17 protein-coding genes are annotated in these 22909 nt (G+C 49.7%); 11 read left to right on the forward strand and 6 right to left on the reverse strand.

The window, feature by feature from the left end; translation table 11 throughout:
- The first annotated feature begins 149 nt into the window (after nt 1–149).
- From WHR59_RS05580 to WHR59_RS05595, 4 genes are all read left to right on the forward strand, one after another.
- Complete coding sequence (locus tag WHR59_RS05580) at nt 150–1487, forward strand: MFS transporter (protein ID WP_075145764.1); 1338 nt, start codon at nt 150–152, stop codon at nt 1485–1487.
- Between the two features lie 43 nt (nt 1488–1530).
- A complete protein-coding gene (locus tag WHR59_RS05585; RefSeq protein ID WP_047409330.1) occupies nt 1531–2271 on the forward strand; it encodes a glucosamine-6-phosphate deaminase in 741 nt (246 codons plus the stop codon).
- Between the two features lie 10 nt (nt 2272–2281).
- Entirely contained in the window at nt 2282–3310 is a 1029-nt protein-coding gene (locus WHR59_RS05590; RefSeq protein ID WP_080626205.1) for an N-acetylglucosamine-6-phosphate deacetylase, read from the forward strand.
- Between the two features lie 239 nt (nt 3311–3549).
- Nucleotides 3550–4725, forward strand: coding sequence for an ROK family transcriptional regulator (locus WHR59_RS05595; protein ID WP_338843704.1), 1176 nt, complete (start codon nt 3550–3552; stop codon nt 4723–4725).
- A 12-nt stretch (nt 4726–4737) separates the two neighbouring features.
- On the opposite strand, the gene WHR59_RS05600 is transcribed toward WHR59_RS05595, so the two are convergent.
- Nucleotides 4738–4980, reverse strand: a complete 243-nt coding sequence (locus tag WHR59_RS05600; RefSeq protein WP_075145766.1) for a hypothetical protein — start codon at nt 4978–4980, stop codon at nt 4738–4740.
- Between the two features lie 609 nt (nt 4981–5589).
- On the opposite strand from WHR59_RS05600, the gene evgA reads away from it, so the two are divergent.
- Both evgA and WHR59_RS05610 read left to right on the forward strand, forming a co-directional pair.
- Entirely contained in the window at nt 5590–6204 is a 615-nt protein-coding gene (evgA, locus tag WHR59_RS05605; RefSeq protein WP_043017266.1) for an acid-sensing system DNA-binding response regulator EvgA, read from the forward strand.
- A gap of 4 nt (nt 6205–6208) precedes the next feature.
- Nucleotides 6209–9451, forward strand: a complete 3243-nt coding sequence (locus WHR59_RS05610; RefSeq protein ID WP_338843706.1) for an ATP-binding protein — start codon at nt 6209–6211, stop codon at nt 9449–9451.
- A gap of 74 nt (nt 9452–9525) precedes the next feature.
- Here the strand turns inward: WHR59_RS05610 and WHR59_RS05615 are convergent, their stop codons facing one another.
- Nucleotides 9526–10152: a YfdX family protein gene (locus WHR59_RS05615; RefSeq protein ID WP_172862294.1), complete on the reverse strand. Its 627-nt coding sequence runs from the start codon at nt 10150–10152 to the stop codon at nt 9526–9528.
- A 280-nt stretch (nt 10153–10432) separates the two neighbouring features.
- Here WHR59_RS05615 and WHR59_RS05620 point away from each other — a divergent pair, with 280 nt between their 5' ends.
- Together WHR59_RS05620 and WHR59_RS05625 are read left to right on the forward strand one after the other, a co-directional pair.
- Nucleotides 10433–11029, forward strand: a complete 597-nt coding sequence (locus WHR59_RS05620) for an HdeD family acid-resistance protein (RefSeq protein WP_043017263.1) — start codon at nt 10433–10435, stop codon at nt 11027–11029.
- Nucleotides 11029–11376, forward strand: a complete 348-nt coding sequence (locus WHR59_RS05625; protein ID WP_422388587.1) for an HdeA/HdeB family chaperone — start codon at nt 11029–11031, stop codon at nt 11374–11376. Before WHR59_RS05620 ends, WHR59_RS05625 begins: the two co-directional genes overlap by 1 nt.
- Nucleotides 11377–11578: 202 nt before the next feature.
- Here the strand turns inward: WHR59_RS05625 and WHR59_RS05630 are convergent, their stop codons facing one another.
- The 4 genes from WHR59_RS05630 to WHR59_RS05645 all read right to left on the reverse strand — a co-directional run bounded on the left by WHR59_RS05630 (nt 11579) and on the right by WHR59_RS05645 (nt 17824).
- Nucleotides 11579–14695 (reverse strand): efflux RND transporter permease subunit, encoded by a 3117-nt coding sequence (locus WHR59_RS05630; RefSeq protein WP_075145768.1) that lies wholly within the window; start codon nt 14693–14695, stop codon nt 11579–11581.
- A 28-nt stretch (nt 14696–14723) separates the two neighbouring features.
- Entirely contained in the window at nt 14724–15881 is a 1158-nt protein-coding gene (locus tag WHR59_RS05635; RefSeq protein WP_047409348.1) for an efflux RND transporter periplasmic adaptor subunit, read from the reverse strand.
- Nucleotides 15882–16160: 279 nt separating this feature from the next.
- Complete coding sequence (locus WHR59_RS05640; RefSeq protein ID WP_075145769.1) at nt 16161–16727, reverse strand: Slp family lipoprotein; 567 nt, start codon at nt 16725–16727, stop codon at nt 16161–16163.
- A gap of 242 nt (nt 16728–16969) precedes the next feature.
- Nucleotides 16970–17824, reverse strand: coding sequence for a MurR/RpiR family transcriptional regulator (locus WHR59_RS05645; protein WP_043017258.1), 855 nt, complete (start codon nt 17822–17824; stop codon nt 16970–16972).
- A 293-nt stretch (nt 17825–18117) separates the two neighbouring features.
- Between WHR59_RS05645 and WHR59_RS05650 the strand changes: the two genes are divergently transcribed.
- From WHR59_RS05650 to iolG, 3 genes are all read left to right on the forward strand, one after another.
- A complete protein-coding gene (locus WHR59_RS05650; protein WP_087050862.1) occupies nt 18118–19623 on the forward strand; it encodes a CoA-acylating methylmalonate-semialdehyde dehydrogenase in 1506 nt (501 codons plus the stop codon).
- A gap of 11 nt (nt 19624–19634) precedes the next feature.
- Nucleotides 19635–21560, forward strand: coding sequence for a 3D-(3,5/4)-trihydroxycyclohexane-1,2-dione acylhydrolase (decyclizing) (gene iolD / locus WHR59_RS05655; protein WP_075145771.1), 1926 nt, complete (start codon nt 19635–19637; stop codon nt 21558–21560).
- A gap of 344 nt (nt 21561–21904) precedes the next feature.
- Entirely contained in the window at nt 21905–22891 is a 987-nt protein-coding gene (gene iolG / locus WHR59_RS05660; protein ID WP_043017255.1) for an inositol 2-dehydrogenase, read from the forward strand.
- The last annotated feature ends 18 nt before the right edge of the window (nt 22892–22909 follow it).

Consider the following 22909-nt stretch of genomic DNA (forward strand, 5'->3'; position numbering starts at 1 on the left):
TTTATAACCTGATTTATGAACGATCATGTTCAAAAATTATTTTTAGAGTGATAACGTCAGATTGTGCGAGGTTGATGTCCGCTTGTTACCCAGCTCATGCAATTTTTTATTGCATGAAAACAATTAGTTAAAGAAATTCAGGGGGAGCAATGAGTGAAGCCAATTTAGACAGAGTAAGCCAACTGGATGTCCCGGAAGAACGGGGTGCCAGTAAGAAAACGATCCGCAAAGTTATGTTCGCCAGCATTTCAGGAACCGTTATTGAATGGTATGACTATTCGCTGTATGGAGCTGCTGCTGGACTGGTTATCAATAAACTCTATTTTCCAAATCTTTCGCCAACCATTGCCACGCTGGCCGCTTTTTTAACCTTTGCGGTCGGCTTTGTCTCTCGTCCTTTAGGTGGGGTAATTATTGCCCATATTGGCGATCGTTATGGACGTAAACCGGCCTTGATTTTTGCTGTGGTATTAATGGGCATCGCCACATTGGCGTTGGGACTGTTACCCACGTATCACCATATTGGTATTTGGGCGACAATTGCGCTGGTGGTTATCCGCCTGATGCAGGGATTTGGTTCGGGCGCGGAGCTTGCGGGGGCGCAAACCTTTGTTGCTGAATACGTACCGGTTAAACAGCGTGGTTTTTATACCTCGCTGATTAATGCCTCTACCGGGGTCGCTATTCTTCTTTCATCGCTGGCGTTTTTTCTGGTAACGCAATTGCCGGATGAGGCCTTTATGAGCTGGGGGTGGCGCGTTCCATTCTTGTTCTCCATTGTATTGTTTATTGTGGCTATTTATATCCGTAAACATCTGGATGAAACCCCTGAATATGTAAGATCAATGGAAAAAGCTGAAAGTAATAAGAAAACCCAGTCTGTCCCTATTAAAGCGTTGATCGTTAACAGCCCGAAAAACCTCATCTGCGGCTTCTTCAGCCTGGCAGGCCATCAGGCAAATGGGTATTTGCTCAGCGTTTTTAGTATCAGTTATCTGACTAATACGCTGGGGATGGCGAAATCTGAGGGGTTGATGGCGCTGATGATTGCCGTGACGGTCAATACCATTATGACGCCGATAATGGGAAAAATGGCCGATAAATATGGTACTACCGTGGTCTTCTCTTTTGGCGCGATTTTCCTCGGTGCTTTCGCTTTCCCATTATTTTGGTTTCTTGATAGCGGTAATATCGTGCTGGCAACCATCGGAATGTGTATTGCTTACGGTATTGGGCATGGCGCGACGTCTGGGGCGCAAGGCGCATTCCTTGCGAATCTCTTTCCAACTCAGTACCGCTACTCTGGTATCGCTTTATCACGGGAGCTTAACAGCGTTATTTTTGCCGGTTCGACCCCCGTTATTGCCGCAGCGCTTATCACCTTTGGCGATGGTGAGCCAACTCTTTTAATTTGCTATCTCATGTTTTGCAGTTTGTTGACTTTAGTGGCCGTACAAATGGCAAGGGGATTAAAAGAACATCATTAATGGACGTTCAGGGAATAGCGTAAAATTCACTAATGAGGTAAAGATGAAAATTATCATTGCAGAAAATAAAGATATTTTAGGTCAGAAAGCCGCTGAAGCAGGTATCCTTGCCATGCAACAAGCATTGGCTCAGAAAGAACACATTGCCATTATTCTTGCGACCGGTGCCAGCCAATTCCAAATGCTGGAAAATCTCATTCAGGCGGATATTGACTGGTCCCGAGTGACGATTTTCCATCTGGATGAATACATTGGTTTAAGTGACGATCATCCGGCAAGCTTTCGCCGCTATCTGCGTGAACGCGTAGTTGAAAAACTCCCTACATTGAAGCAGTTTGTCGGCGTTAATGGTTCTGCTGAAGATATCGATCTGGAGATTGACCGTCTGAACAGGTTGATCGGCGCACAGGCTATTGATGTTTGCTTCGCAGGTATTGGTGAAAATGGACATCTGGCCTTTAACGATCCGCCAGCTGATTTTACTACCACTGTTCCCTATTTACAGGTTGCACTGGATGATGCGTGCCGCCAGCAACAGTTAGGCGAAAAATGGTTTAGTTGCATAGAAGAGGTTCCGTCCAGGGCTATTTCAATGAGCATAAGCCAGATTATGTGCGCCCAAGTGCTGATCCTAAGTATCCCTGACAGCCGTAAAGCTCAGGCAGTAAAACAGGCCCTGCAAGGCCCTGTGATAAATACGGTTCCAGCCTCTATTGTTCAGCGTCATCCCGCATGCCAGATATTTCTGGATAATGAATCCGCATCGCTAATGACTGAACGGTAAGGGATGAAAGATGAAAGTCACTCCAGGTTTGTTTGATATACAGGTAAATGGGTTTGCCGGCATTGATTTCAATGATGAAAATATTGATGCCGAGATGCTGGACTCTGCGCTAGAAGCTATGCTGAAAACCGGCGTGACCTGCTGTCTGCCAACGCTGATCACAGCATCTAAAGCTGTATTGATGAAACGCTTTCAGGCGCTCGATAAAGCGGTTGCTAACAGTGAGCTCGGTGCGTTAATGGTTCCGGGATATCATCTGGAAGGACCTTTTCTGAACCCGGCAGACGGATATGCCGGGTGTCACCCTGCGGAAGATATGACGCCACCTGACCCCCAGTTCATTGCTGACCTCGAACACGGCCTTTCAAGACCGATTCTGCTGGTCACCTGCGCCCCTGAATTTGATGAAGGAGGGGAATTTGTGCGAGGGCTAGCGGCAAGGGGAAAACGCGTTGCAGTCGGACACTCCAGTATTGGTCATGCCCAGCTTCAGATAGCGGTCAGTGCAGGTATCAGTTTGTGCACACATCTGGGAAACGGTATTCCTCAGGAATTGGCAAAGTTGGATAACACATTACAGGCGCAATTGAGTTGCGATGCGTTACATGCCAGTTTTATTGCTGATGGATTACATATTCCGCCGTTTGCGCTCAAAAACCTGCTACGGGCGAAAACGGTGCCCCGTTCAATTTTGGTAACGGATGCGATGAGCGCTGCAGCCTGTGAACGCCCGGGGATGTACCCTTTTGCCGGGGCAATGGTCGAACGCGCTGAAGACGGTACGGTTCGCCAGCCAGGGGCAAGCAATTTGGCGGGTTCCAGCCTGACGTTGGACAGGGCGGTGCGTAATCTTGTGACCTGGCAACTTGTCGGCTTTGATGAGGCCGTCGCGATGGCGAGCGTTCACCCCATGCAATTTATGCAAAAAACCATGGCGCACCACCAGTGTGCAAACATGGAGAGCAGAATCATTTGGGATGAAAACAATACCGTTATTGAATGCCGCATTGGCACTGCCTTAAGCAGGTGCTTTCATTAAAAAACGGGGCAGCAATGCCCCTGTAACATTCTTACCGTCTTTTCCTTATCTAGTAATATCCCTCAACGTTGTAACTCTTTGTTCCTGCTCATATGAAAAGGTAAATCAGGGTTGATCGATGCGTTGCCTTTCTGGATACTTCGTCAGGTAGCTCTGATGACAACATGTGCCTCTGCAGAGTTACTGTGGGGGAATGCGGCAAACTTCCCGGTCTGAACCCGAAACGTGTTAATAAGAGCATGAATAATAAACGCACAATAGACTTTCTTACCCATTTACCGATTACCCGCGGCTTGCTCAATGATAAGGAACGCGTGTTTCTTGCGGTTCTGAAGGGCGAGGTTAAAACCCGAAGTGAAGCCACGAAACGATTGAAGATTCGTTCAACGACGATCTCTGACTATGTGGCTGAACTTCTGGAGGCTCGCTTGTTAACGGAAGAACCCAGCGAGCATGTCGGACGAGGGAGGCCGTCATTGACGCTTGGCGTCAATGCCAACAGAGTGGTGACGATTGTTTTTCAGGTGATTAGTCAGTCAGTGCACACATTTATGGTCAACCTGGCGGCGCAGATTATTGCACATGAGCATACCGAGGCGCCTCCTGGCAGCGACAATAAGGCTCTGGAAGCTATTTTTCGTCATCTTTATAACGACATTATTGCCAGGCGACCTGAAGATGCAGAAATAGCAGGCATTGTCTTTTCGCTGGGTGGGGTTTTTGATCGGACCACGAATCGCTGGATCCACACCTCTCGCTGGCCCAGGATGCACAACCTGGATATCAGCGCTGTTTTTCCAAAAGAAAGCGACTCAATCACGCTTTCTCGCACGCTGGACAATGAGCTATTGATTCATCTGCTCCAGCAAGATGAAAGTACATTGCTGTTACACTGGGGATACGGTGTTGGTTTTGCGTTTGGTCAGTCCGGGGACAATATTGTCGAAGGGGGGTATGCTTTTGGCGAAATTGGTCACTGGCATATCTCAGGACAAAATGCACCTTGCCACTGTGGACAAAAAGGGTGTCTGGAAACGGTTGCAGCGCTGTGGTCAATCGGACACGAAGTGCTCGGAAAAGAGTTTCAGGCGGGTGATGATGAAGAGAATATTGCTACTCTTCTGGCATCAAAGGATCTGGCAGATAACCCAGCAATACAGCAAGCGATTGATCAGATGACAACCGCAGCTTCAAACGTTTGTCGCGTATTCTTTCCTAAAAAGCTGATTGTTTCTGGCCCTTTCGTTAAAAATACCGGTATTTGGCAAGCGTTTTGCGCAGGGTTTGGGCAACAAAACAGCTTCTTTGGGCAGACGATCCAGCAATTGTCCGTTAGTCAGGTTAGCCGCGATCTCGGTGTCTACGGTGCGGCGATACCCATACTCGAACAAGGGCTCGCAAAGCTGTTACAGTGAAGACGCATTTCTTCATGGCCCGATCTGAATTTGCTCGAGAATTGTGCGGAGTAGCTGAATAGCGCGCCAGATGTCATCCTCTGTGTCACCATCCCACTCAGGAATGGTGACCAGTTCGGATTTAAACTGTTTCATCAGGATGTGCGCATCAGCAATCTCATCCCGACCGCAGCCCGTAGCAATGCCAACGGACAGGCTGGAGTAAGGGGTGAACTCCTCACGCTCTGCGCTGATAAGCTTTTGTATTTTTCGCATGATACGTACGTGCTCAGAGTCTCTAAATCAACCGTTTAATTGAATTTTCCAGAGAAAATAATACAGGGTGTTCTAAACCGCAAAAATGAGAGGGTTTGTTGTTTTTATTTGCTATAACAGGAAAAACATAAATAACTTTATTTTTAGGGCAATATATATTTTTATATGGTTTAACACTTTGCTGTTTAATGGTCTGGCTTGTTGACAAATTCCCATGCGGTTTAATTTTCCGGGATAAGCCTTGTAAAATAGAAGAATATACGTCACGTAGTCCACTCTGTGATTTTTTATACTCAGCGTACTGATTATTTTAACTTTTTCATTAAGAATGAGCCGTGATACATGAAAGGTTTGTCCTACATGTGTAGGAATATTCTCTTTGCTGCGTGTTAATGATTTGATGTCCGCTAAGTATCAAAGTTTAAATTTTGTAAACCAAAATGTTATTTTCATGATTTATTCACTTGAATTATGAAAAAATCATAAAATACGCGCATGGCTATGTTAGGATTTGCATCCTGAGTCTAATGATATATAAATCAATAATATTGCAGACTCACCTGCTCTATAGCCATCGCCTCTCTTTATTTATCGGGATTCTTAAACGCAATGAACGCGATAATCGTTGACGATCACCCATTGGCTCGCATAGCCATCCGCAACTTACTCGATACAAATGGTATTACCGTAACCACCGAGCTCGACTGCGGGGATCACGTGGTTCAAACCGTTGAAAAAACGAAACCGGAACTGCTGATTGTTGATGTGGATATACCGGGTATTAGCGGCATTGAAGTGCTGGAGCAGTTGAGAAAGCGGCACTATGCTGGTGTAATCATTATCATTTCAGCTAAAAATGAATATTTTTACGGTAAACGTAGCGCCGAATATGGCGCCAACGGATTTGTGAGTAAAAAAGAAGGTATGAATAATATTCTTGCCGCCATTGAAGCCGCTAAAAATGGTTACAGCTATTTCCCCTTTTCTCTTGAGCATTTTACGGGTTCATCTGTCAGCGAGCAGGATAAGCTTGATACATTGTCGACCCAGGAAATGAGAGTGCTGCGTTATATTCTCAACGGTATGGATTACAGCACAATTGCCAGCAAAATGAACATCAGCAATAAAACCGTAAGTACCTATAAAAGTCGTTTGATGGAGAAATTAGATTGCTCATCATTAATGGAAATATATGATTACGCGCAGAGAAATAAAATAGGATAGAGTAATGCTGGAACGCTTGTTTATTTTTTTGATGGTCATATTTACCATCGGGGTGTCTACGGATGTAAGCTCTGCCCGGCAAGTTGAGCTGAAAAGTAACTATAGTACCTCTGTACAAAATATCAGTCTGAACAGGGAAGAAACGAACTGGTTAGCGCATAAAAAAACCTTGGTTGTTGGCACCTGGTTACCGGAAGTCTCCCCCATTGTTTACCAAAATAGTGGGGAATATTACCGGGGAGTCAATGCGGATTATCTTGCGCTAATGCAAAAGAATCTCAATCTAAAAATTGTTATAAAGCAGTATGATAATGAGCAAGAAGCACTGGCCGCGCTCGCCAGTAACGATGTCGATACGCTGATAACCCAGCTTTCAAGGCGCCAGGATGTCGGCGGGAATTTATTGCGCACTTCGGCATTGCTGACAACGTGGCCGACGCTTGTGACCTCGCTAAAAAACACCATGCTGCCGCTGACCACGGACCATCAGGTTAGCGTCGCGTGTGTGCGTGATTGTCCTTTCCTTGATGTTATCCAGGATGCTTTTCCTGATGCTAAAGTCTCATTTTACGATGACGAATATCAGGCCATGGCGTCGGTTGTGAATGGTGATAGCCAATATTACATTGGTAACAATATCACCAGCAGTCATTGTATCTCCCGATATTTTTCACAATCACTGGTTATTACGCACTACTTTGATAAACAAGAGCAATATAATTATTTTGTGGTTAAGGAAGAACAGCCGGTATTAAGAAACATTCTTGATGGTTTCATTACATCAATCAGCAATGAAATTCATATGCAGGTCATGCAGAACTGGCTGAACCGCGGCAACCTGGCCTATCTGAATGCGCCGATTCCATTCACCGATCGGGAGAAAGCGTGGCTGAAGAAAAAACATACTATTCGTATTTTGATCAATCCAGATTACCCGCCCTATACGCTTGTTGATCGCAGTGGTGAATTACGCGGTATCCTTGGCGATTTGCTGAATATTATTCATCTGCAAACGGGGCTTGATTTTGAACCCGTTTTAGCTGATTCGAAAAGTGAACAGATGAAAAAAATAAGCGGCGAACAATGGGATATGTATCCCACCATCACCCTGACTAATCAAAATCAGCGTAATTCGACCTTTAGCGATCCGCTGATGAATGTCGCATTTGTGATTATCACTTCCCGCGAGGAAACGGCCGACTCGCTACTGGATAAACCGATCCGTATTGCGTTGCCCGCTGGACATGTGTTGGAAAGTGACCTGAGACAACGCTACCCCAAGGCCACCTGGGTGGATGCCGATACTGGTAGCGTCGCGATGACTATGCTCAGGGATGGCAAGGTTGACGCGGCAATCGCTACCGAATTGTCGGCAAGGTACATGGTCGATCATGACTACCAGAAAAATATGCACTTTTTTAGGCTTCCTGATATGCCGGGTGCCTCGGTAAGTTTTGCGGTCTCTCCTCACGAGCCCATGTTGAAGTCCGTAATGGATAAAGCGCTGCAGGCCATACCGCCACGTGAAATTTTGCAGATGACGGAGAAGTGGTCGAAAATTTCCAATACGCAGGTCGATATCTGGAGTCGATATAGCAAACAGTTCTATCAACTGGTGGTGTTTGCGCTGCTGCTGATAGCGATTAGCCTGATCTGGGGGATCTCACTTTCGCGTGAGGTCAATAAAAGAAAGCAATCGCAGCGTCTGCTGGAAGAGCAACTCCATCTTAAAGAAGCATTGTCTCAAGAGCTGGAGATCGAAAAGAACAAAGCAATTGAAGCGACCAAGGCCAAAAGTCGTTTTCTTGCGAGCATGAGCCATGAATTACGTACCCCTGTAAGCTCGATTGTGGGTTTTCTGGAATTACTGTCGAGTTCAGAACTCAGTCCGGCGCAGCGAAAGGAGGCGATTGCCCTTACCGGGGCGACGGCCCAGTCATTACTTGGGCTGATTGGTAAGATTCTGGACGTGGATAAGATTGAGTCTGGTAAATACCAGGTTGTTCCTCAATGGACGGATCTCTCGCAGCTCATTGAATTGCAGTGTCACTCTTTCGATGCTTTAGCCAGACAGAAAGGCATTACGCTTGCCTGCGTTAGCCAGTTGCCGGCGAACGAGCGGGTCTTTGTCGATCAGCAGGCTTTACGGCAAATTCTCACCAATCTGGTGGGTAATGCGCTGAAGTTTACCGAGCAGGGCAGTATTCACGTGACGGCCCGTTTGACGCCTGACGAGGAGAATCACGGCAACCTGACCATCGCTATTAGCGATACCGGTTGTGGGATTAGTGAAGAGGAGCAGGCTGGGCTATTTCATCGTTATGCTCAGGGGCGCAGCGGGCGTCAACAAACGGGTTCCGGTCTGGGGTTATTTATCTGCAAAGAGCTGGTGACGCTGATGGGCGGTACGCTTGAACTGATGAGCGTCCCGTCGCAAGGAACCACGTTTACCATCACGTTGCCGGTTGAGACTGCCCGACAGTCAGTTGTTCCGGATGGCGACACGCCAGGCGCTCTGTTGCCGCTACCGTGCCTGTCTATTTTAATAGCAGATGATAACCCGACCAATCGTCTGCTGCTTAAGCGACAGTTGAACGCCATTGGTTACAGCGTGGATGAAGCGTGTGATGGCGAGGAGGCCGAAGCCAAACTGGTTAAAAAATCATACGACCTGTTGATAACCGATGTGAATATGCCGAAGAAGGACGGGTTTGATCTCGCGGCTTCATTGCGTCGTCAGCAGCCTCATTTACAAATATGGGGGCTAACGGCCAGCGCGCTCCCGCAGTCACGCGATCGGTGTCTGCAAAATGGGATGAATTTGTGTCTATTTAAGCCCGTGTCGATTAAGACGCTGACGCATGAACTGAGCAAAATCGAAACCGGTTATTCGTCTCCTTGTTCGATCCGACATCTGAAATTCAATGTTCTGACGGAAAATACCGGCGGCGATCGTGCATTAATGAATGAGATACTCGAAACATTTCGCGAGGCAACGCTCAGCGATTTACAGGCGGCCGGAAAAGCCGTTTTGCAAGATGAACCTCAGCTGTTTTTGCGGGCTCTTCACCGGTTGCATGGTTCGGCGCAAATTCTGGGTATTACTGCTCTTCAGACGCTGTGTGAACCTTTTGAATCTATGCGACATGACTGTCTTCCTTTGGCTGTACGCCAGGAAGCATTACAGAAGATTGTTGCGGTCATGCGGGAAATTGAGATTGAGATCGACAGTCTGATTAGCCATTAACCCCCCCGATCGGGTAGCCGTAGCTGCCCGATCGGGAGAGAAAGTCCTGGTTCAACACTCCGTAGTGCTGAGTATTACTGGCCTGCGCCCAGCATCTCGCTATCGATAACAATGCCTTCTTCAGCACCCTTTAACACAAGGTTTGCCTCATAGTATTTACCAGAAGACAGCAGTTTTTGTGCGCTGGCAACGGCTTTACGAGTCTGATTTAAAGGCATCAGGTATTGAGTCTGAAGTACGTTGATACCCGCCAGCTGTAAGGTATCCACCGCACCTTTCCAGTCGCCTTTGGCCATTTTACCATTCGCTGTATTGATAGCGGATTCTTTGGCCGGAGTGGCAATGTAGTCTTCTGACAGCGCGACAGTCGCGTTAATAATCACGTACTGATCGTCAATCATTTTGGCTTTAGGCGCAGTTTTTACAAATTTCGCCCAATCTTTGCTGTCGCCTGCCAGCAGGGAAGCGGCATCGTCGGTTAATTTTTTAGCACTGTCAGGCTGTCCATGAAACAGGGCCAGACGAGCAAGCTGAATATCACGCATCGCATTTGCACCTTGCACCGCGACCTGCATAATATCGGCAGCTTCTTTTTGTACATTGGCTGTAGCGGTTTGTGCCGGAGTGGTAGTGGTCGCTGCCAGTACCGGAGCTGAACCCATCATGGTTGCAAGCAGACCCGCAAGAATAATCTTTTTCATTACTTTCTCCTGAATAAAGTTGGCATATGTCACCAAACGAAATAAGCATATTAAATAAATTAAAAGAGTGGAATCAGAGCCAGGAAAGAATAATGAGCGTTTAATCCTACAGGTGTCAGACGTCTGACGCGTGTAGGATTATACGGATAACGGCATTCCTTTTATCTTATATACGAACGCTGAGTGAAAGTCTTATCATTTCATTGTAAGTAATATGTATTAAGTGAGAATTACTCTTTAATTAACAGGTTACATTGCGTTTCTATGTAACGGAGGATGTATGTTTGTTTTTAATCAGCGTAGCCTGAAAGCGTTTAATGAAAAAACACTAACTCATTATAAGAGACACGCCACAATCATGGCGGTGCTGTTGTTGGTTTGTGGCATCTGCTGCTTAATCTATCCAATCGCTGCGGGTGTTTACTTAAGCTACGCAACAGGTTTTATGTTTCTGGTGTGTGGTTTCTATTCTATCTATAGCTTGTTTAGCTCTGGTAAAAAGCAGTTGAAAGCCAAATTTACCTATGCCTTTTTTGCTATCGCGTGGTTACTGCTGGGATACTGTTTCCTCGAGAATCCTGTGATAGGCATGAATTCATTGGCAATGGTTTTTTGCTGCCTGTTTATTCTTGGCGGTATTTTTCGTGTTGCTTCCGGTGTCAAAATGTTCCGCAGTCCGGGTTATGGATGGAATATTTTCATCGGTATTTTTGATCTGCTTATTGCAGCCGTGTGGCTGAATATGGATCCCGACAGGTCATATGTGTTTACCTCAATATTTATTGGCGTTGAGATGATCTTTAGTTCTTTAGCTTTTATCAGTCTGCGCAGAAATACGACGTTGGTAGAAACTGATAAACTCGCCGATAAAAATTAATGCTACCTCTGGAGTGCATTGTGAATATTAAATTGGTTGTTTCTGCAGTTATTCTTATGACTTCTGTTATGGCGCCGATGAGCCGTGCTTTTGCTACGCAGGCAACGGAAGCTGCGCCACAGGATATGACCTGTAAAGAATTCGTTGATATGAGTCAGCAATACAAGACGGCAATTGCCTTTGTGATTGTTAATAAAAATTCGGACTTTAAAGGTGATGATTATGTTCCACTGCATCAGGTGGAAACGGAAGCTGTACCGAAAATGGTTAAAATGTGTTATCAGCATCCGAATACAAAACTGGGTGAACTGGCTGTAAATCTGAAAGGTTCCGGTCTGCACTATTAATTAACCGTTTTGATAGCCTGGCATTAGTTAGAATTGACAACCTCTGTACCTACCCCAGTTGTTCCCCTACAAGAAAATACCCGTGTAATGTTTACCTTGCTAGCCACGAGAAACTCGCTGGATAGCAAGGCCCGCTAATGACCGTAGATCTGACAAACAAAGCCCTATCCCTGGGATAAGATCCCAGGGATAGGACAACGAGTCAGCGTCGGGCTTTAAATCTCGCCAGCATGTTTTCAACGAGAACAAAGAATAGCGGGACAAAATAGATAGCCAGCACGGTTGCGGCCAACATCCCACCGATAACCCCCGTACCGACGGCATTTTGCGCGCCAGAGCCTGCGCCGTCGCTTATTGCCAATGGAATAACCCCCAGGATGAAAGCCAGTGAGGTCATTAAAATAGGACGTAAGCGCATTTGCGCGGCCTCCACCGCGGCTTCAAGCGGTGCTTTTCCTTCGTTTTGCATAATCTCGACGGCGAACTCGACGATCAGAATGGCGTTTTTAGCCGACAGCCCCATGGTGGTGAGTAGCCCGACCTGGAAGTAAACATCATTGCTCAGACCGCGTAGATCGGTAGCCAGCAAAGCGCCGACCACCCCGATTGGCACAACCAGCATCACCGAGAAGGGTATCGACCAGCTTTCATACAGCGCCGCCAGCGCCAGAAACACGACGATCAGCGAAATGCCGTACAGCATTGGCGCCTGGTTTGTGGACAGTGCTTCCTGATAAGACAGACCTGTCCAGGCATAGCCAACGCCTGCGGGCAGTTTATTAATCAGCGACGCCATAAATTTCATTGCATCGCCGCTGCTTTTTCCTTCGACCGGCTGGCCGAGAATTTCCATTGCAGGCTGACCATTGTAGCGTTCAAGGCGGGGGGAGCCGTAGGTCCACTCGGTGGATGAGTAAGCGGAAAGCGGCGTCATTGCGCCAGAGGCATTACGTACGTACCAGTGATTGATATTGTCCGGCAACATACGAAACGGCGTATCGGCCTGTACATACACTTTTTTAACGCGCCCCTGGTTCAGGAAGTCATTGACATAGCGACTACCAAACGCGGTGGAGATGGTCTGATTGATATCCGATAACGCAACGCCCATGGCTTCTGCCTTCCTGGCGTTGACGTGAATGCGGAACATCGGCGTATCTTCCAGACCGTTCGGACGCACCCCGTCAACCTCTCCTGACGACTGGCTGGCCAGCGCCAGAAGCTCGTTTCGGGCCTGCATCATTTTTTCATGCCCAAGGTTACCGTTATCCAGCAGCTCCATATCAAAGCCTGAAGCGGTCCCCAGTTCCGCGACTGCGGGTAAATTAAACGGATAAACAACGGCGTTATTAATGGTGCTTAAGGCCATCATCGCCCGTCGAATAATGGCGGTAACCGAGTTTTCCTCGCCAACGCGTTCTGACCAGGGCTTCAGGCTGATAAACGCCAGACCGTTGTTTTGCCCCTGACCGCTGAAGCCAAATCCGCCGACGGTGAAAACCGAAGCGACGTTTTTCTGTTCTTTCGTCAGATAGTAATCCGTTATTTCTCCGAGCACTTTGCTGGTGTTCACCATCGTTGAGCCGGAAGGTAATTGCGCCGTGGTCATGAATACCCCCTGATCTTCTTCAGGCAGAAAGGAGGTCGGGGTGCGTGAAAACAGCACGATCATGCCCGCGCCAATCACTAAATACACGACCATGTAACGGCCCGTGCAACGGAGAAGTTTACGGGTGCTGTCCGTGTAGTGCTGAGTACATTTCTCCATGAAGTGATTGAAACGGGTAAACAGAAAATGTGTGTTTACTTTTTCTCCCTCATGGGATTTCAACAGCATGGCACAAAGTGCAGGCGTCAGGCTCATCGCCACAAACACCGACAGCAGCATCGAGGAGATTAAGGTGATAGAAAACTGGCGGAAAATCTCCCCCGTCGCCCCGCTCATAAATGCCATCGGCATAAATACAGCGGATAACACAACGGCAATACCGATCAGCGCTCTCTGGAGCTGGCCCATCGCTTTATGCGTCGCCGCTTTTGGTGACAAATGTTCTTCGGCAATAATGCGTTCTACGTTCTCAACCACCACGATAGCATCATCGACTAACAACCCTATCGCCAGCACCATGCCAAACATCGTGAGTGTATTAATCGAAAAACCGGCGACGTCGAGTATTGCAAAGGTGCCGAGGATAACTACCGGAACGGCGATTGTGGGGATAAGCGTTGCACGGAAACTCTGCAAAAACAGGTACATGACGAGGAATACCAGAATGATTGCCTCGATCAATGTATGAAAAACGCCCTGAATCGAAATCTCGATAAACGGCGTGGTGTCATAGGGATAAACGGTTTTCATACTGGGCGGAAACCAGGCCGATAATCTGTTCAGCTCTTGTTTGACCGCCTGGGACGTTTCCAGGGCATTGGCGCCAGCGGCAAGTTTAATCGCAATCCCGGCGGCGGGTTTGCCGTTGTAACGTGCAACCGTGGCATAATTTTCCGCACCCAGTTCAATGCGTGCGACATCGCGCAGCAGAACCTGGGAGCCATCTTGCTGGACTTTGAGGAAGATCTGGCCAAATTCATCGGTAGTTTGCAGGCGCGTCTGGACGATGATCGACGCATTTAGCTGCTGATCGGCTGACTGAGGCATGCCCCCCAGTTGCCCGCCGGATATCTGATTGTTCTGAACTTTGAGTTGGGTAATAACATCTTGCGGGGTGAGGTTATACTTGTCGAGCTTTTGCGGATCCAACCAGATGCGCATGGCGTATTGCGAACCAAACAACTGTACGCTTCCCACCCCGGCAGTGCGGCTTAGCGGGTCTTTAATATTTGAAGCCACATAGTCGGCAATATCATATTGGCTGAGACTGTTATTATCAGAGATAAAGCCGGCGACCATTAAGATGTTGCTGCTGGATTTATCAACGCTTATCCCTTGCTGCTGTACCTCCTGCGGCAGGGAAGGCATCGCCAGTTGTAATTTATTCTGTACCTGAACCTGCGCAATATCGGGTGACGTACCCGTTTTGAAGGTCAGGATAATCGAGGCATTACCTGCCGCATCGCTGGTGGATGACATATACATCAGGCCATCAAGACCATTCATATTCTGTTCAATCACTTGCGTCACGGAGTCTTCAACGGTCTTTGCGTCTGCCCCTGGGTAAGCGGCGCTGATGGTGATGGTCGGGGGAGCAATTTGTGGGTACTGGGCGACAGGCAGGTTCATTATCGCGATACCGCCCGTAAACATCATGATAATGGCGAGTACCCAGGCGAAAACCGGGCGCTCAATAAAAAAGTTGGCCATGAAGAAAGTGTCCTTAATGCCTGAAATATTACTGTTCAGTTACCGCGTCAGGTGTGTTCAGTTTTGAATGGAGGACCCGGGCTTTGATTCCCGGACGAATCCTTTGTAGTCCGGACACAATGACCCGATCGCCAGGGCCTAATCCCGCGGTCACTAGCCATTGATTGCCAACGGCCTTCACGGCGTTTATTTCACGCAGTTGCACCACGTTTTCCGGGTCAAGGATTAGCGCGGTGGCTTTTCCTTGTTCGTTATGCGTAATCCCTTGCTGGGGAACCATCAACACGTTCTGCTGACTGCCTTCGTCCAGCAGCGCCGTGACGTACATGCCGGGTAAAATTTCACCCTCAGGATTGGGAAATACGGCGCGCAGGGTCACCGAACCGGTGGTCTCATCAACGGCGGGATCGGAAAACTCAAGCGTACCGGTATGGCGATAGGGCTTGCCGTTTTCCAGCATCAGTTCAACCGGAATTTTGCCTTGTTGTTGGGCGATTTGGCCGTTGGCTTTCTCTTCTTTCAGGCGAAGAAAGTCTTGTACTGACTGGGTTAAATCAACATAAATCGGATCCAACCGTTGAACGGTGACCAGCGCATTTTCCTGATTGGCAGTGACCAGGGCACCCACGGTCACGGAGGATTTACCGCTGATGCCCTCAATTGGCGAGGTGACATTGGCATAGCGCAGGTTGATAGTGGCTTGCTCAAGCTCCGCTTTAGCAACGGCGACATTGGCCTGTGCTTCATTAAGCTGTGAGCGCGTCGTGTCGTAGTCCTGGCGGCTGACGTAATTGGATTTTATTAACGCTGACTGCCGATTTAATGTCAGACGTATGTTATTGGCCGTCGCCATTGCCTTAGCCAGCGCACCTTTGGCTGAATCCAGTCGCGCCTGCAGCGGGGCAGGATCAATTTGATACAGTGACTCTCCTTTGCTGACTTTATCTCCTTCAATAAAGTTGCGCTTTATGATGATCCCCCCAACCTGAGGGCGAATTTCGGCGATCTCAAATGAAACTGCGCGGCCCGGAAGTTCACTTTTAATATTCACTGAGGAGGGCGCTAAGGTAACAACGCCGACCTCGGGTGCCATGGCGGTGGTTTTTACTGCAGGTTTATTATCGCAGGCGGTGATGATGGCGCTACTAAAGAATAATGGTATCAACAGTAAGCATTTTCTGTTCATTGTAATCCCTGAATAATGTGAAAACACAAAGGTTCTTTTATTGCATGCAGGGTGGAGGAATTGTCGGTAAATAAAAAAAGATGGTCAGGCATGAGAAGGGTAAAGCCCATTTCTTCGCTAAAGAATTAGCGGTTAAAAATTATATGTAACAGGAAGAATACATGTTAAGCGAAGGATCTCATGAAGCTGGATGGCGCAATTAGATAAACGCGAGTTGATGTGGTGGGCGTTGGTTAGCGCCCGACTCCGGAATATATTAGCGCCATCTTACTACTGGGATTATTTCACTAGCTCCGGAGTTACCTGAGTTACTGTGTTGGCGTAGTAGGGGCCTCCCCATATGGGTTCAGGCCAGAACGCGCCATAGCCGTAATCCCACATATTATAGGTGGTGTTGACAGACTCAGTTAAATGCCAGACCTGAATACCCTGTAAATCAACTTTAACAAAGTTATACGGGACCTTGTTGATGAATCCTGACTCATCTCCTTGAATTGTTCCCAAAATAGTCACGAAATGGTTTCTGTAGTTTACCGGATCGAGAAAACCTTTCTGCTGGGCAAGAATTCGTCCCTGATAGCTCGCGTCTATTTGTGGCTTAGCAGAGTCGTTCAGTGGCAAAACGGCGATTTCCAGTAACGTATCCGTTTTGGTGTTAATCACATTGATGACTTTACCACCAAAGCGGGCCTGTTGACCGGTATATAATCCCGGCTGGTTATGCACGGAGATAAAGTTTTTTTGTATATCAGGTTGATTATTACCTTTGATATTCTCAGGAATGGAAGCACATGATGCCAGGGTGAAAGCAAGGGCAATAATCATCAACCCTTTTGTTTTTTTCATTTTTACTTTCCTGCTAAAAAAAGACAGGCCTATAGTAAACCTTTGCGTATTATTGTCAGCAAACGTGCTGTTGATTATCTAAAATTAATATAATTGTAGCTTATGGTAATAATAGACTGTGTTGTAGCTGGTCGCTGAATGAGGACTATATTTTCAACGACCATAAAAGCAACGCGTGCAATTGCTCTTGCGCCTCACGCTGGGGGTGTTAATAAAGCGGGCGATCAATTTGCTGACCGCTATTACCCGACGGAATGACCGCGTTCATTACTCCCGTCACCCAGACGGTAAGCCAGCGCCACCACTAGCGACTGCACCAGGCACAGCGTTGCTGACTGGGAGCGAAACGCGTCAACCTGTGCCTCCTTCACCACAAAGCAGAGATCGCTGAATGTTGCCAGCGGGCTTATCTGGCTGTCGGTAATGACAATCTGGCGCGCGCCTGCATTGGCCGCGGTTTCGCTGACCATCACCGTTTCTTCCGCATAGGGCGAGAAGCTGATCGACACGACGATATCACGCGCTTTGATGCGGTTAATCTGCTCGCGCAGCATCCCGCCCATTCCATCGAGCAAAATAGGGCGACACTCAAGATGGCTCAGGGCATAGGTGAGATAGGCCGCCACGCTAAACGAACGACGCAGACCGGCGATGTAGATGGTGTCGGCTTCTGCCAGTAATTGTACCGCGCGTTCCAGCATTTCTGGTTCGGCACGGGCTGCCAACTGCTGTAGGGCCTGAGTATTCGAACGGGCGAATTCCTGCAAGATATCGAGCGGCGTTTCCGGCACGGCTTCGCTTTCCATCTCACGGAACAGGCGTGCGCGGTCGCTGTAGCTGGCAGTTTCCTCCACCAGATTCATACGAAACAGCTGTTTCATTTCGTTAAAGCCGGTGAAATCAAAAGCATTGGCAAAGCGGATCAGCGTCGAGGGAGGCACTCCGGCACGTTCGGCAATGACGGCAACCGTATCAAAGGCCACGCTATTTGTATTATCCAGCACATAGCGGGACACCTGCTGCAGCCTTTTGCTCAGGCCATCGTAGCGATCGCGGATCTGCTGCTGCAGCTCGTTCAGGCTGGTTGCTGTCGTCATTTTACCTCCTGTTGCATAGTTTTATGATTCTAAACGCAAAACCGCGTCTTTGAAATGTCACGCATTCATCTGGCCGTAAAAACGAAACAAAAGCTTCAGTCTAATCGCTTGCTGAAACATTCTGCCAGTACACGTTAATCATGCGATTCCGCTTGTTAACATAAAAATCCATCCTTGATCACATTAATCATTATTTATTTTATTTCAACTTAAAATGGAATGTTTGTTTCATATATAGTACACAGATAACGGCGTTCAGGTAACAATCACGTATCAACAGCGAGAGGTTAAGGATGGAGACAGTAGCGAATTTTATTCATGGCGAATGTGTCACCGGTTCAGGCCAGCGCGTTCAGGCGATCTTCAACCCGGCCACCGGCGAGCAGATCCGCCAGGTGGTGATGAGTTCGACACGGGAAACCGAACAGGCCATCGCGGCAGCGCACGACGCATTCCCCGGTTGGGCGCGGCATTCTCCGCTAAAACGTGCGCGAGTGATGTTCCGCTTTAAGGCGCTGCTGGAACAGAACATGGAAAGGTTGGCTCGCATCATCAGCGAAGAGCATGGCAAGGTGTTCTCTGACGCTGTCGGTGAACTGACGCGCGGCCTGGAAGTGGTGGAGTTTGCCTGTGGCATCCCGCATCTGCAAAAGGGCGAACACTCCGCCAACGTAGGGACCGGCGTCGATAGCCACTCTCTGATGCAACCGCTTGGGGTTTGCGTCGGGATCACGCCGTTTAACTTTCCGGCGATGGTGCCGATGTGGATGTTCCCCATCGCGCTGGCAACCGGAAATTCCTTCGTGCTGAAACCCTCCGAAAAAGACCCTTCTCTCGCGCTGGCGCTGGCGAAACTGCTGCAAGAGGCGGGATTACCGGACGGCGTGTTCAACGTGGTACAGGGAGATAAAGAGTCCGTTGACGTGCTGCTTACTGACCCGCGCGTGCAGGCCGTAAGCTTCGTCGGCTCAACGCCGATTGCGGAATATATTTATCAGACGGCCTCGGCTCACGGTAAGCGTTGCCAGGCGTTGGGTGGCGCTAAAAATCACTGTATTTTAATGCCGGATGCTGACATGGATATGGCAACCAACGCCATTATGGGCGCCGCTTACGGCGCGGCGGGTGAACGCTGCATGGCGCTTTCGGTTGTGCTGGCGGTGGGGGATAAAACCGCGGATGAGCTGTGCTCGCGACTGGAAAAACAGATTGCGGCGCTGCGCGTCGGACCGGGGCTTGATCAGACGCCGGAAAACGAAATGGGGCCGCTTATCTCCTCGGCGCACCGTAATAAAGTACTCGGATACATCGACAGCGGGGAATCACAGGGGGCCAGCCTGCGTGTGGATGGTCGGCGTTTTAGCGTTAAAGGCCATGAGCAGGGCTATTTTGTCGGGCCAACCCTGTTTGATAACGTCACGCCGGAAATGACCATCTATAAGGAAGAGATTTTCGGGCCGGTTCTTTCTGTGGTGCGTGTAGCCGATTACAACAGCGCGGTGGAACTGATTAACCGCCATGAATATGGTAACGGCACGGCGATTTTCACGCGCGACGGCGGCTGCGCGCGTCGCTTCTGCGAAGAGGTGCAGGCGGGCATGGTGGGCGTAAACGTGCCTATTCCGGTGCCGATGGCGTTCCACAGCTTCGGCGGCTGGAAGCGTTCGATTTTTGGCGCGCTCAACGTGCATGGTAACGATGGCGTGCGCTTCTACACCCGCATGAAGACCGTCACCGCACGCTGGCCGGAGATGCTGCAAGACACAGGGGCCGCGTTCTCCATGCCAACGCTGGGCTGACAGGAGGGGTTATGCAAACCGAACGTATGACCATGGCTCAGGCGCTGGTCAAATTCCTTAATCAACAATATGTCTGTGTCGATGGTCATGAAACGCCCTTTGTTGAGGGCGTTGCCACCATCTTTGGTCACGGTAATGTGCTCGGTATCGGCCAGGCGCTGGAGCAGGAACCCGGTCATCTGCAGGTAATGCAGGGATGTAATGAGCAGGGAATTGCGCACATGGCGACCGGGTTCGCTAAACAGCATCGACGCCAGCGTATTTTTGCCGTGACGTCGTCGGTTGGACCGGGGGCGGCGAATATGGTGACCGCCGCGGCGACCGCGACGGCGAACCGTATTCCGCTGTTGCTGTTGCCAGGCGATGTCTACGCCAGCCGTCAGCCGGACCCGGTATTGCAGCAAATTGAGCAATTCCATGAGCTTGGCATCAGCACCAACGACTGCTTCCGCCCGGTCTCGCGTTATTGGGATCGGATTAATCGCCCGGAACAGTTAATGAGCGCGATGCTGAACGCGATGCGAACGCTCACTGACCCTGCAGACACTGGCGCAGTTACCCTCTGCCTGCCGCAGGATGTGCAGGGAGAAGCCTGGGACTATCCACTGAGTTTCTTTGCGCGCCGCGTCCATCTGATCGAACGTCGCCCGCCCGACCCGCAGCGTCTGGCGATGGCGCGGGCGCTGATTGCCCGCAAACGCCGTCCGCTGGTGGTGTGCGGTGGCGGGGTACGATATTCCGGCGCGCATGAGGCGTTGCGTGCGTTTGTTGAAACGCTGCAACTACCGTTTGCTGAAACTCAGGCTGGAAAGGGGGCGCTGGTTAGTGACCACCCACTTAACCTCGGAGGCATTGGGGTAACCGGTGGGATGGCCGCCAACCAGCTTGCAACCCGGGCCGATCTGGTGATCGGCATCGGCACGCGACTCACCGACTTTACCACCGGTTCGAAAGCGCTGTTTTCCCATCCGGAGGTTGAGTTCCTGCTGCTGAACGTGGCGGAGTTTGACGCACTGAAGCTTGATGCCACCGCGCTTATCGCCGACGCCCGTACCGGGCTTACGGCATTAACCGAAACGCTGCAAGACTACCGTAGCGATTGGGGGGGCGAGATCGCACAGGCGCAGGCGGCCTGGCGTGATGAGTGCCAACGTTTATGGGATCGCGACTGGCGTCCTGACGATGTTCCCGAAGTGGCAGGGCATCTTGACGCCCAACTGGCGGAATATGGCGACACGCTCAACACGCGGTTGACCCAGACGCGGGTGCTGGGGCTTATCAATCAGCACATCGAAGATAACGCGATTGTCGTGGGCGCCGCCGGATCGCTGCCTGGCGATTTACAACGCATCTGGCAGGTCAAAACCCCGGACAGCTATCACCTGGAATACGGTTACTCCTGTATGGGCTATGAGATTGCGGCTGCTATTGGGGCCAGGCTGGCGAAGCCGCAGCAGCCGGTGTATGCCATGGTGGGGGATGGCTCATACATGATGCTGCATTCCGAACTACAAACTGCCGTTCAGGAAGGGATAAAAGTTACTATCCTGCTGTTTGATAACGCCAGCTTCGGGTGCATTAACAATCTGCAGATGGGGCACGGGATGGGGAGTTTCGGCACGGAAAACCGTCACCGCAACCCGCAAACCGGGAGGCTGGATGGGCCGCTGGTGAAAGTTGATTTTGCCCAGAATGCCGAGAGCTACGGCTGTCGTGCCTGGCGGGTGCATGATGAAAAAAGCCTGCTGGCGGCGCTGGAAGCCTCTCGTGCGCATCCTGGCCCGACGCTGCTGGATATTAAAGTCCTGCCGAAAACCATGACCCACGATTACGCCGCCTGGTGGCGAACCGGTGATGCGCAGGTGGCTGATTCACCGTCGGTGCGCAAAGCCGCTGAGCAGACGTTTGAACAGGTGAAAAACGCTCGTCAGTACTGACGCTGGGTAATGCCGGATGTCGCTGCGCTTATCCGGCCTACAACTACTTCTAACCTGTAGGCCGGATAAGGCGTTCGCGCCGTCATCCGGCAACCTGCAACAACGAAATTTTCATTTCATTTTTCCTGCCCCTTCATCCTTCGCCTCCTTCCTGAACGGAAGGGGGCTAATTCCTTCATCTTTCCTGTCTTTATGTTGTGATATTGATAACAAATTTTATCTCGTTCATCTCAAAAGTGTTAACTTGCACTCAAAAACATAATTTTCACTATTTATAAAAATGAAATAAATGTTTTATTTAAGGGGTCGTTAGTTCATCGCATTCACCAACACCGGGAGCCGTTATGTTTAACATTGCTTTACTGGGCGCTGGCCGAATTGGCCAGGTACATGCAGCTAACATTGCCAGTCACAGTGCCACCACCCTCTGGTCCGTCGTCGACCCGAATCAGGAATTTGCCACCCGTCTTGCCACTCAGTACCAGGCTCGTCTGCAAAGCCTGAATGAGGCGATGGCGGATCCTAATGTTCACGCCGTACTGATCGCCTCCGCGACCGATACCCATGCGGATCTGATTGAACTGGCCGCTCGTCATGGCAAAGCCATCTTCTGTGAAAAGCCGGTCCACCTGGATCTGGCCCGCGTACGCGACTGTCTGAAAGTGGTCAAAGAGTACGACGTACCGTTGTTCATCGGCTTCAACCGCCGCTTCGATCCACAGTTCCGCCGTGTGAAAACGGATGCACTGGCCGGGCGTATCGGTAAGCCGGAATCGCTGCTGATAATCTCCCGCGATCCGTCGCCGCCGCCTGCGGAATATGTGCGCGTGTCTGGCGGTATGTTTCGCGATATGACCATCCACGATTTTGATATGGCGCGCTTTATCATGGGCGAAGAGCCGGTTTCTGTGTATGCCCAGGGCAGTAACCTGGTCGATCCGGCGATTGGCGAGGCGGGCGATATCGACACCGCGTTCATCGTACTGAAATATGCCTCCGGCGCGATGGCGACCATCGTCAACAGCCGCCGCTCCTCCTACGGCTACGACCAGCGCCTTGAGCTACACGGCTCTGAAGGGCTGCTGTGCGCGGGCAATATTCTCGAAAACCAGGTGCAACACTACGCGAAGACAGGCTGCACCAGCGCGTTACCTGAACACTTCTTCTTGCAGCGTTATAAATCGGCCTATGCCGCGGAATGGGAACACTTTGTTGCGGTTCTGCGCGGCGAAGCAGTCCCTGATTGCAGCGGGGACGATGGTGAGCGTGCGCTGTATCTGGCGGATAAAGCGCTGGAGTCACTGCATAGCCAACGTGAAGTTCTCCTCTGATTGTCACCACAACCTACC

Origin of the sequence: Citrobacter europaeus (genome assembly GCF_037482245.1) — a bacterium.
Taxonomy (GTDB): domain Bacteria; phylum Pseudomonadota; class Gammaproteobacteria; order Enterobacterales; family Enterobacteriaceae; genus Citrobacter; species Citrobacter europaeus.